This is a genomic window from Mesorhizobium sp. P5_C1 (genome assembly GCF_054049815.1).
The window spans coordinates 1-11039 of record NZ_JBFULQ010000165.1 but is presented as its reverse complement, the minus strand read 5'-3'; the positions used below and the strand labels follow the sequence as shown (position 1 = coordinate 11039).

13 protein-coding genes are annotated in these 11039 nt (G+C 62.8%); 7 read left to right on the top strand and 6 right to left on the bottom strand.

Annotated features, from left to right (window positions below; genetic code table 11):
* The first annotated feature begins 356 nt into the window (after positions 1–356).
* Genes ACXJ7R_RS15245 through ACXJ7R_RS15235 form a run of 3 tightly spaced genes read left to right on the top strand, consistent with a single transcriptional unit; the run spans position 357 to position 1790 of the window.
* Complete coding sequence (locus tag ACXJ7R_RS15245; RefSeq protein WP_095085060.1) at positions 357–875, top strand: single-stranded DNA-binding protein; 519 nt, start codon at positions 357–359, stop codon at positions 873–875.
* A gap of 27 nt (positions 876–902) precedes the next feature.
* Entirely contained in the window at positions 903–1316 is a 414-nt protein-coding gene (locus tag ACXJ7R_RS15240; protein WP_457152554.1) for a DUF2306 domain-containing protein, read from the top strand.
* A gap of 48 nt (positions 1317–1364) precedes the next feature.
* The gene (locus ACXJ7R_RS15235) at positions 1365–1790 is read left to right on the top strand and encodes an OsmC family protein (RefSeq protein WP_457152553.1); all 426 of its coding nucleotides are present in this window, start codon (positions 1365–1367) and stop codon (positions 1788–1790) included.
* A gap of 26 nt (positions 1791–1816) precedes the next feature.
* On the opposite strand, the gene ACXJ7R_RS15230 is transcribed toward ACXJ7R_RS15235, so the two are convergent.
* The 3 genes from ACXJ7R_RS15230 to ACXJ7R_RS15220 form a co-directional block, all read right to left on the bottom strand.
* A complete protein-coding gene (locus tag ACXJ7R_RS15230; protein ID WP_023736559.1) occupies positions 1817–2446 on the bottom strand; it encodes a MarC family protein in 630 nt (209 codons plus the stop codon).
* 163 nt (positions 2447–2609) lie between these two features.
* Entirely contained in the window at positions 2610–2987 is a 378-nt protein-coding gene (locus tag ACXJ7R_RS15225) for a VOC family protein (RefSeq protein ID WP_457152552.1), read from the bottom strand.
* A gap of 32 nt (positions 2988–3019) precedes the next feature.
* Positions 3020–3556: a hypothetical protein gene (locus tag ACXJ7R_RS15220; RefSeq protein ID WP_457152551.1), complete on the bottom strand. Its 537-nt coding sequence runs from the start codon at positions 3554–3556 to the stop codon at positions 3020–3022.
* Between the two features lie 85 nt (positions 3557–3641).
* Here ACXJ7R_RS15220 and ACXJ7R_RS15215 point away from each other — a divergent pair, with 85 nt between their 5' ends.
* Entirely contained in the window at positions 3642–4541 is a 900-nt protein-coding gene (locus ACXJ7R_RS15215) for an AraC family transcriptional regulator (RefSeq protein WP_457152550.1), read from the top strand.
* Here ACXJ7R_RS15215 and ACXJ7R_RS15210 read toward each other — a convergent pair.
* Positions 4505–5125, bottom strand: a complete 621-nt coding sequence (locus ACXJ7R_RS15210) for a ParB-like protein (protein WP_457152549.1) — start codon at positions 5123–5125, stop codon at positions 4505–4507. The two genes, ACXJ7R_RS15215 and ACXJ7R_RS15210, sit on opposite strands and share 37 nt — an antisense overlap.
* Positions 5122–6822: a SulP family inorganic anion transporter gene (locus ACXJ7R_RS15205; RefSeq protein WP_457152548.1), complete on the bottom strand. Its 1701-nt coding sequence runs from the start codon at positions 6820–6822 to the stop codon at positions 5122–5124. The genes ACXJ7R_RS15210 and ACXJ7R_RS15205 overlap by 4 nt, the downstream gene beginning before the upstream one ends.
* A gap of 210 nt (positions 6823–7032) precedes the next feature.
* Here ACXJ7R_RS15205 and gyrA point away from each other — a divergent pair, with 210 nt between their 5' ends.
* Entirely contained in the window at positions 7033–9831 is a 2799-nt protein-coding gene (gene gyrA / locus ACXJ7R_RS15200; RefSeq protein WP_095085055.1) for a DNA gyrase subunit A, read from the top strand.
* 69 nt (positions 9832–9900) lie between these two features.
* On the opposite strand, the gene ACXJ7R_RS15195 is transcribed toward gyrA, so the two are convergent.
* Complete coding sequence (locus tag ACXJ7R_RS15195; protein ID WP_095085054.1) at positions 9901–10053, bottom strand: hypothetical protein; 153 nt, start codon at positions 10051–10053, stop codon at positions 9901–9903.
* 194 nt (positions 10054–10247) lie between these two features.
* Here ACXJ7R_RS15195 and coaD point away from each other — a divergent pair, with 194 nt between their 5' ends.
* A complete protein-coding gene (gene coaD, locus ACXJ7R_RS15190; protein WP_457152547.1) occupies positions 10248–10748 on the top strand; it encodes a pantetheine-phosphate adenylyltransferase in 501 nt (166 codons plus the stop codon).
* A 16-nt stretch (positions 10749–10764) separates the two neighbouring features.
* Positions 10765–11039: peptidylprolyl isomerase (locus ACXJ7R_RS15185; protein WP_457152546.1), on the top strand; the 275-nt coding region annotated here is incomplete at its 3' end.

Here is an 11039-nt window from a genome sequence, read left to right as displayed (position 1 = left end):
GCGTTGGGGCGCCGACCGTGGGCTCGACCCATTGCTCGAATATGCAAAGTTGCGATGCACCGTTGCTKGCCGACACATGCATACGCGTTCCCACACCTGCTCGCCATTGCTCGCGCGGCTGGTCCTCATGTCTGACGGAGTTCATTTGATTGCCCCGACCCATTCCCGATTTCATGGAAATTTCGGACCGGAACACTACATCTTGCTGACAAACATTGACAGAACGCCACCGGCATCATAGAACGAAAAGGGAACAAAAACCTTGTGGGAAAAGCCAGCCATAGCAGGCGGTGATGGTCTGCAGCCTGTAAGGTGCTGCGACAAAAATTTGTTTCGGATGAGCGCGGAGAAATATCATGGCGGGTAGCGTCAACAAGGTCATTCTGGTCGGCAACCTCGGTGCRGATCCGGAAATCCGTCGCCTGAACTCGGGCGAGCCGGTCGTCAACATCCGCATTGCGACGTCGGAAAGCTGGCGCGACAAGAATTCCGGCGAGCGCAAGGAAAAGACCGAGTGGCACAACGTCGTCATCTTCAACGATCAGCTTGCCAAGGTGGCCGAGCAGTATCTGAAGAAGGGCATGAAGGTCTATGTCGAGGGCCAGTTGCAGACGCGCAAATGGCAGGACCAGACCGGCAACGACAAGTACACGACGGAAGTCGTGCTGCAGAAATTCCGCGGCGAGCTACAGATGCTCGACGCACGCGGTCAGGGTGAGGGCGGTCAGGTCGGCGGCTATGCCGGTGGCGGCAGCAGCCGTGGTTCCGATTTCGGCCAGTCCAGCCCGAGCGAAAGCTTCAATCGTGGCGGCGGCGCCAAGAGCGGCGGTGGCGGCGGTTCGTCGCGCGAACTGGACGACGAAATCCCGTTCTGAGGACAATCAGCCACCGGAGAGGCGGCAATGTCGCTGCAACCGCTGCTTGCCGCCCCTTCTCCGGTTCCCTGGCATGCCTTAGCGGCTTTCGCCGCACTGGCGATAGGGGCCACGCAGCTGGCGCTGCCGAAGGGAACGCGGCGCCATCGCATCGCGGGCTATGTCTGGGCCGCGCTGATGCTGGTCATCGCCGTCTCGAGTTTCTGGATTCATCAGATCCGCCTCGTCGGCCCTTTCAGTCCCATCCATCTCCTGTCGATCCTGGTGCTGGTCACCGTACCGCTGGCGGTGTGGCACGCGCACAATCATCGCGTCGCCAAGCATCGCAAGTCGATGATTGCGCTGTATGTCTTAGCGCTGGTCGGGGCCGGCATCTTCACGCTGTTGCCGGGTAGGGTCATGCACGATGTCGTCTTTGGCGTCGCGCAGGCCGGACCATGATCCTATTTAATCCTTGAGGCAGATGACCCCAAGTGGAAGGAATATCAGGTGAAAGCACGTGTAAAGTGGGTGGAGGAGCGCACCTTCGTCGGCGAATCCGGCAGCGGCCACAAGGTGGTGCTGGGAACCGCGCTCGGACCGGAAGGCAAGACGCCAGGACCTAGCCCGATGGAACTGGTGCTGATCGGCACCGGCGGCTGTTCGGCCTATGATGTCGTGCATATCCTCGAAAAGGGGCGCGAGGCGATCGAGGATTGCGTGGTCGAGCTCGACGCCGACCGGGCCGAAACCGAGCCCAGGGTGTTCACCCGCATCCACATGCATTTCGTCGTCAAGGGCCGGTCGCTCTCCAGCGACAAGGTTAAACGGGCGATCGATCTTTCGATCGAAAAATACTGCTCAGCCTCCGCGATGCTGGCCAAGACCGCCACGATCACCCACGATTTCGAAGTCATCGATACAACGGCGAAGTAGGGCCGGCTTCGGCGGCTCGTCGCGAGCTATCCCGCCATCAGCGCCTTGATGCCGTCGGCGACGAACTGCACGGCAAGTGCGGCCAGGATGACGCCGAGCAGCCGGGTCAGGATCGAACGCCCGGTCTGGCCGAGGATGCGGTCGATACGTTCCGACAGCACGAACACCAAATAGGTGATGGCAAGGCAGACGAAGATGATGCCGACCAGCGCAGCCTGCGCGGCGAAGCCCTGGAATGAACTGGACAAAAGCACCGTCGCCGAAATGGCGCCGGGGCCGGCGATCAGCGGGATCGCCAGCGGGAAGGCGGCGATGTTGTGGATCATGTCCTTGGTGATGGCGACGTCGCCGATCTTCTCCTTGCGGTCCTGCCGTCGCTCGAACACCATTTCGAAAGCGATGAAGAACAACAGGAAGCCACCGGCGACGCGGAAGGCCGGCAGCGTGATGCCGAAGACCGACAGGATCGAGGCGCCGGCAACCGCAAACAGCGCCATCACCAGAAAACCGATGATCGAGGCGCGGACGGAAACCTGCTGGCGCTCCTCGCGGTTCATGCCGCGTGTCACGGCGAGGAACAGCGGCGCCAGGCCAGGCGGATCGATGGTCACGAGAATGGTGACGAAGGCGTTGAACAGGCTGTCGAAGCTCGGCATCTCTGACCCCTCCCGCCGGGCCGTGCCCGCACCATGACATTGGTAGAGCAAAGCCCGGTCGGTGGGAACCGTCAGAGGGACGAAACCGAAACTTCGACACGCCTTCGTCGTGACGCGGCTACGGACGGAAAGCCCGTTGCACGCTTTCCTGGAATTGTTTGCTTCAGCCGGCAGCGCCGCAATAGGCCTCGATACGATAGCCGTCCGGATCGACGACGAAGGCGGCATAGTAGTTTTCGCCATAGTCGGCGCGCAGGCCCGGTGCGCCATTGTCGCTGCCGCCTTCGCACAAGCCGCCGGCATGGAAGGCGTCGACGCTGCTCCGCGTCGGTGCCGCGAAGCAGAAATGCAGGCCGGATTTTGCGTCTGGTGGCACCGGCCGCGCGGCCTCGTTGACCCATAGCACGACGCCTTGCGCGCCATAACCCAACGAGCCCGGCGACTGGCTGAGACAGTTATAGCCGAGCGGCTTCAGAGCAGCATCGTAGAAGCGCTTGGAAGCAGCGGCGTCGCGAACGCCGATCGAGATATGATCGAACATATTTTTCTCCATTGTTACAATGGCTTGTAGCGTCAGGTTGTTGCTGTTCGGCGCGCCAGGAATTCGACTTCCAGCCGCCAGGTCGCGCCATTGTCGTGGGAGCGCTCGCCAAGCCAGCGGAAGGAATTCTCAGTGATGCGCGAAAAGCTCCAGCGCACCGAGGAGCCGGCGCCATCGGCGCCCACTTGCACGATCGTGTCGCCTTCGGCATTGCCGAGCTGCCGGCTGTAATACTGGTTGCGCGGGTCGCTCCAGAAGATGTGCCAGGCGTCGGCGGCGGGGTCGTAGACGCGCAATGTCGTGCCATAGAACGTCCATTTGCCGAGCGAAGGCGAGGGGCCGGCGTCCCGCGCGGGCAGAATCCACACGTCCTGGATTGCGCGGCCTTCCAGCACCCAGCCGAAATGCACTTCGCCACTCCCGGTCAGCACCGTGCCGTCCTCGAGATGGCGGGAGGCGTCAAAAGTCCAGGCGCCGACGAAACGGCCATAGAGGTTCAGTTTTTCAGCAAGTCCGTCGATTGGTCCGGCACTGTGCAAGGCTTCGGCAAAGGAGGATTGGTCGTACATGGTTCCGGTCTCTTCTTGTCAGGAGACCGGGAGGAGTAGGCTGCGATGGGGTTCTGGGCTTGGGAAAAATTGCTATATTTCGGTCATGACAGCGACCACGCGTACTCTCGCATCCGGGGCCGGCTGGTACGTGGCGGATGTGATCTGCACGGCCAGCGCCGGTGAGCGGCCGTTCGAGGAAGCCCATCGGGATTTCTGCGTCGCCGCTGTCACCGGCGGCACGTTCCGCTATCGCGCGCAACAAGGCACGGCGATGCTGGCGCCCGGCGCGCTCCTGCTCGGTAATCCCGGCACATGCTACGAATGCGGGCATGAACATGGCAGTGGCGACCGTTGCCTCTCGTTCCATTTCGGGCCGGCCTACATGGAGCGGATCGTGGCTGGCGTGCCGGGCGCGAAAAAGCTGACCTTCGAGGCCCCACGCCTGCCGCCGTTGCCGGCCCTGGCATCCTTGCTCGCCGACGCGGAAACCGCTCGCGAGATGGCCGACGTCGACGCCTTCGAGGAACTCGGGCTGCGCATTGCGGGTGCCGCGGTGGCAGCAGTCTCCAGCCCCGCGTATGTCAGGCGCACGCCAAGCCGACGCGATCAGAAACGGGTTGCCGAAGCGGTGCGGCGGATCGAACTCGATGCCGACAGGCCGGTCTCGCTTTCAGCGCTTGCCGAMGAGACCGCGACCAGCCCCTATCATTTCCTGCGCATCTTCCGGCAGGTCGCGGGCATGACGCCCTACCAGTTCCTGCTCAAGACCCGGCTGCACCGCGCGGCGGTGCGGCTGCGGCTGTCCGACGATGCGGTCACGGTGATCGCCTTCGACGCAGGCTTCAACGATTTGTCGACGTTCAATCGCCGGTTTCGGCGCGTCATGGGCGAGACGCCGGGCCAGTATCGCGCCCGCCGCGCGAGCGGCGCTGTGGAAGCTTTGTCCGTCGCTGCGGCCTTGCGGCGTCAGTCGGACGTCGGGCCGCACCAACCCGGCAGGTAGTCGGCGTCCTTGGCCTTGGCCAGGTTCAGGGCCTCCTTCATCGCCTTGTCGAAATTCTTCGCCACCGCATCCCGGTCGATGCGCCTGCGCAAAAAGTCCGCCCACAGGAATTCGCTGAACGGAGTAGTGTCCTTGGCGAAACCACCTTGCCGGCGCAGTTCACCGGCCATGCTCCTGTAGGGGTCGTCGACGAGTTCGGCCATGGTCTTGGGAATGGCGTCGTAGCCCCGGCGCCTGCCGTTCTCATCGAACGGATGCATCCAGCCGCGATTGTCGAGCACGAAGAAGAAGGCGTCCTTGTCTAGGTCCGACAGGTCGCTGATCACCGTGACCAGAACATCCCCGATGCCTTCCTCGAGCAGGGCGCGGGCGAGATGGTGGTGATCGGTGACATAGTTGCGCTTCTTCGGCCCCAGCACGACGGGGACCATATGGGTGCCGAGAAAAGTGCCAGTCCTCTTGGGGCTTTGCGAGCGGATCATCTGGCGCTTCAAGGCGACTTCCCGCATGCCGACGGTGATCTGCGTCGGCCGTAAATCTCTGACTGCGACGGGGGTCAACAAGGGTTCCCGTGTGGTCGTCATTTGGCTTTGTCCTGTTGTTGCGGCTGCTGGTCCGGAGCGAGCGTCCTGATGGCGGCATCGACACTGTGAAAAATCCGCTGCGGGCCGATCAGGTCGGCGATGCCAAATCGTGCCAGCGCCGCCTGGGCGCGCAGCGATTCCATCCGCGCGATGGCAAAGATCGCGCCCGCCTTGCGGCAATGGGTGATGGTGTCGATCAGGGCTTGCGCGGCCGTGTAGTCGATCTCCACGATGTTGCTGGCCTCCAGCACGACCAGCTTCACGCTCTCACGCCTGGCATCGACAAGATCGACAAAGCCGCGCTTGAAGCCGTCGGCATTGACGAAGGACAGCGGCGCCTGGAATGCCGCGACGAGCACGCCGGGAAGCTGTTCGCCTGCAACTGGTTCGCTGGGCGGCCACCACACCGAAGTCCCCGGCACCTGTTCCAGTTCGATCAGCTGTGTGCGCGTTGCGGTCCAGATTCCATGCAGGAGCGACAGGCCGATGCCGATCGCAACGCCGGTCTCGATGGGCAGCACGACGATGGCTGCCATCGTGATGAGGATCAATGCGAATTCGACCGGCGCCTGCCGGTAGACATTGGCGAACACCTTCCAGCRCAGAATGTGCTGGGCGACGAAAAGCAGAACACCGGCAAGGGCGGCCTGTGGAACATCGGCGAGCAGGCCGCCACCGAAAGCACCCAGCGCCAGCACGATGGCCGCGGCAATGAGGCCCACGACCTGTGAGCGGCCACCCGACTGGGAGACGATTGCCGTGCGCGGCGGGCTGGCATTGACCGCAAAGGCGCCGAACAGGCCCGATGCGATGCTGCCGGCACCGACGCCGACGAAATCGCGATTGACGTCAGGAGCGTCACCCTGTTGCGGCGCGAAGGAACGGGAGGTGGCCGCTGTCTGCACCATGACGACGATGGCGATCAGCAATGCCAGCGGGACCAGCGCCTGCACATCGCCAAGGCTGGCAAGCGGCAGGCCGGCCCGTGGCAGGCCATTGGGCAAGGCGCCGAGCACCTCGACGCCGCGATCCTCGAGGCCGAAGACGGCAACCGCAGAGGTGGCGAGCACCATGCCGATCAATGCGCCGGGGATGCGGGCGCTGATGCGTTCGGCGCAGAATACGGTTCCGAACACGCCGAGGCCGAGGCCGAGGCTCCAGGGATTGGTGAGGTGCAGGCTGCCGGCGATCTCACCGATGCGTCGCAAGGTTTGACCGTTCTGGGCGGGCAGGCCGAGCAGTCCGGGCAATTGCGAAACGATGATATGGACGGCGATGCCGGCCAGAAAACCCGTCGTGACCGGCACCGACAGGAGGTCGGCGACCCAACCAAGGCGAAAGACACCGCTCAGAATCACGATCAGCCCGACCATCAGCGCCAGCATGGAAGCCAGCGCCAGATAGTGCGGCGACCCGGCTGCGGCGAGCACGGCGAGACTGCCGGCAAAGAGAGGCGTGATGGTCGAATCCGCACCGGCCGACAGGTGCCGGTTGGCACCGAACAGGGCGAACGCCACCGAACCGGCAACAAAGGCGAAGAAGCCGACCTCGGGAGCAAAGCCGCCGAGGCGGGCGGTCGCCATCTGTTCGGGAATGGCGATCGCGGCCAGTGTGAGGCCCGCGACCAGATCGCCGTTCAGATCCCTCGGCGTCCAACCACTCAGGGCTCGCAACGGCAGCCAAGAGGTCCAATTCATCGCGCTCGTGGCTTTCGCTGGGGGAAAACGGTCCATCGCAGGCTTTTGCCTTGGTGGCGGCGAAACCGCCTTGGCCATATCGTCGCAATCAGTGGTATCCTTTTGAAATTACCACTAAAATTGACACTGGAAAAGTGTCGCAGATATTGGAGTTTCGGGCTTGCTTCCTATATAAGCAGCGAGTGATTCCTGATTAGATTGTGATCCGATTTGACCGACCAAAAGACACCGCGCGGCGCCGACGGCGGCCCCACCGGCATCGAGCCGATCTCCATCGTCGAGGAGATGCAGCGCTCCTATCTCGATTACGCAATGAGCGTGATCGTCAGCCGTGCGCTGCCGGACGTGCGCGACGGCCTGAAGCCGGTGCATCGCCGCATTCTCTTCGCCTCGCATGAGAGCGGTTACCACTGGAACCGCAAATATGTGAAGTCGGCGCGCCCGGTCGCCGACGTGATGGGTAAATACCATCCGCATGGCGACGCCTCGATCTACGACGCTTTGGTGCGTATGGCGCAGGACTGGTCGCTGCGCGTGCCGCTTATCGACGGACAGGGCAATTTCGGCTCCATCGACGGCGATCCGCCGGCGGCGATGCGCTATACCGAATCGCGGCTGACCAAGGTCGCGCATGAGCTGCTGGAGGATATCGACAAGGACACCGTCGATTTCCAGGACACCTATGATGCGTCCGGCAGCGAGCCCAAGGTTCTGCCGGCACGGTTCCCCAATCTGCTGGTCAACGGCTCCGGCGGCATTGCCGTCGGCATGGCGACCAACATCCCGCCGCACAATCTCAGCGAAGTCTGCAACGGCGCCATCGCCATCATCGACAATCCGGCGATCGACCTGCCGGCACTGATGGAGATCATCCCGGGGCCGGATTTCCCGACCGGCGGCATCGTGCTTGGCCGTTCCGGCATCTACAGCGCCTATTCAACCGGCCGCGGCTCCATCGTCATGCGCGGCAAAGTCAACATCGAGGCGCGCGGCAACGACCGCGAGTCGATCATCATCACCGAGGTTCCCTACCAGGTGAACAAGTCGTCGATGATCGAGAAGATGGCCGAACTGGTGCGCGACAAGCGCATCGAGGGCATTTCCGACATCCGCGACGAGAGCGACCGCCAGGGCTACCGCGTCGTCATCGAACTGAAGCGCGACGCCGTCGCCGACGTCATCCTTAACCAGCTTTACCGCTTCACGCCGCTGCAGACATCCTTCGGCGCCAACATGGTGGCGCTCAACGGCGGCAAGCCGGAACTGCTGACGTTGACCGACATGCTGAGGGCGTTCGTCGCCTTCCGCGAGGAAGTGATCACCCGGCGCACGAAATTCCTGCTGCGCAAGGCGCGCGACCGCGCCCATGTCCTGGTCGGTCTCGCTATCGCCGTCGCCAACATCGACGAAGTGATCAAGCTCATCCGCACCGCGCCGGATCCGCAGACGGCGCGTGAGCAGTTGATGGAGCGGCGCTGGCCGTCCGGCGATGTCGAATCGCTGATCCTGTTGATCGACGATCCGCGCCATCGCATCAACGAGGACGGCACCTACAATCTGTCCGAGGAGCAGGCGCGCGCCATACTCGAACTGCGCCTGCAGCGCCTGACCGCGCTCGGCCGCGACGAGATCGCCGACGAGTTGAACACGATCGGCGCCGAAATCATTGATTACCTGGACATTTTGTCTTCCCGCGCGCGGGTCCAGCAGATCGTCAAGGATGAGCTTGCCGCCGTGCGCGACGAGTTTGGCACGCCACGCCGCACCGAGCTCACCGATGGTGGCGCGGACATGGAAGACGAGGACCTGATCCAGCGCGAGGACATGGTCGTGACGGTGAGCCATTCTGGCTACATCAAGCGCGTGCCGCTGTCGCTCTACCGGGCGCAGCGCCGCGGCGGCAAGGGCCGCTCCGGCATGTCGACCAAGGAAGAGGATTTCGTCACCCGGCTGTTCGTTGCCAACACGCACACGCCGGTGCTGTTCTTCTCCTCGCGCGGCATCGTCTACAAGGAGAAGGTCTGGCGGCTGCCGATCGGCAACCCGCAATCGCGCGGCAAGGCGCTGATCAACATGCTGCCGCTGGAGCAGGGCGAGCGCATCACCACCATCATGCCGCTGCCCGAGGACGAGACAAGCTGGGGCGAGCTCGATGTGATGTTCGCCACCACGCGTGGCACCGTTCGACGCAACAAACTTTCCGACTTCGTCCAGGTCAACCGCAACGGCAAGATTGCCATGAAGCTGGAGGAGGAGGGCGACGAGATTCTAGGCGTCGAGACCTGCACCGACAATGACGATGTGCTGCTCACCGCCAGCTCCGGCCAGTGCATACGCTTTTCGGTCGGCGACGTGCGCGTGTTCCAGAGCCGCAATTCGGTCGGCGTGCGCGGCATAACCATGGCCGAGACCGACCGCATCATCTCGATGTCGGTGATCGAGAATGTCGATGCGCCGCCGGCAGAGCGCGCCGCCTATCTCAAGCGGGCGGCGGCCGAACGGCGGCTTGCCGCCGGCATCGCGGCCGGCGAAGAGGAAGAGATCGCGCTGACCAACGAAGAGGTCGGCGAGGAGACGGAGCTTTCCGACGAGCGCTACGAATTCCTCAAGCAGCACGAGCAGTACGTGCTGACGGTAACCGAATATGGCTACGGCAAGCGCTCGTCGTCCTATGATTTCCGGCTGACCGGACGCGGCGGCAAGGGCATTCGTGCCACCGACGTTTCGAAGGTAGCCGAGATCGGCAGGCTGGTGGCGACCTTCCCGGTCGGCAATGACGACCAGATCATGCTGGTGTCGGACGGCGGTACCGTCATTCGGGTGCCGGTGAACGGCATCCGTTTCGCCAGCCGCGCCACCAAGGGCGTGACCATCTTCAACACTGCTGAAGGTGAAAAGGTGGTTTCGGTCGAGCGGATATCCGAACCGCAGGCGGACGAGGAAATCGAAGAAAGCGCCGGCTCTGAGATTGATCCAACGGCGGACGCCGGCCCGGACAGCGCTGAATAAGTCCAGCGCCAGGTTTTGACATAGCAACGCCGGCCCATTGGCCGGCGTGGTGGCACGTTCAGGCGAAACTTAGTAGTGGCGATATGGCTTGCGGGGCCCAAAACCTTCGAAGCGCTTGGTATTGGCCTTGATGCGGATGCGCTGAGCCTCCTGATGCAAGCCGAAAACGGTGGCGATCAGCATGGCGACGGTCATTGCGGTGGCGAGCATGTAGATCAGCATGTGTGTGTTCTCCTGCGCCTAACAACGGATAGATGGGATTTTGGTTTCATCTTATTAAGGTGCAACCTAGTGAACGCTGCGTGAAGGCTTCGTGATCGGCGTGTTCATCTGTCGTTCACGTGGCGGAAAAGGTTCACGACCGGCTCGCCAATCGGATTTGCCTTTGCGAGAGAGGCTCGTTAGAAGCACCAGCCATGACTGAACGCATCGCCCTCTATGCCGGCTCCTTCGACCCGTTGACCAACGGCCATCTCGATGTGCTGAAAGCGTCGCTGGCGGTGGCCGACGTCGTCTATGCGGCCATCGGTATCCACCCGGGCAAGCAGCCGCTGTTTTCCTTCGAGGAACGGGTGGCGCTGATCGAGAGTGCGACGAAGGCTTTATTTGGCCGCGACGGTGCGCGCATCAAGGTTGTCGCCTTCGACGGGCTGGTCATCGACGCGGCCAGGAAGCAGGGCGCCTCGATCATGATCCGAGGCCTGCGCGACGGCACCGACCTCGACTACGAGATGCAGATGGCCGGCATGAACGAGACCATGGCGCCTGAACTGCAGACGGTTTTTCTGCCCGCCAGCCCGTCCGTGCGCACCATTACCGCCACACTTGTCCGCCAGATTGCCTCGATGGGAGGCGACATCCGCCCCTTCGTGCCGGCGGCGGTTGCCGGTGCGCTCACCGCCAAATTCGCGAAATAAGATCCCGGAGATAGATATGCAGCTGAAAAAGCTTGCCTCGTTCCTCATTGTGCTTGCCGGTCTTGTGACCTCGTCTGTCTCGGCCTTCGCCGCCGACCCGGAAAACACCATGATCATCACTCTGAAGGACGGCGACGTCACCATCGCGCTTCGGCCCGATCTGGCACCCAAGAACGTCGCGCAGATCAAGAAGCTGGTGCGCCAGGGCGCCTATGACAACGTCGCCTTCCACCGCGTCATCGACGGCTTCATGGCGCAGACCGGCGACGTCAAGTTCGGTAACATGAAGAA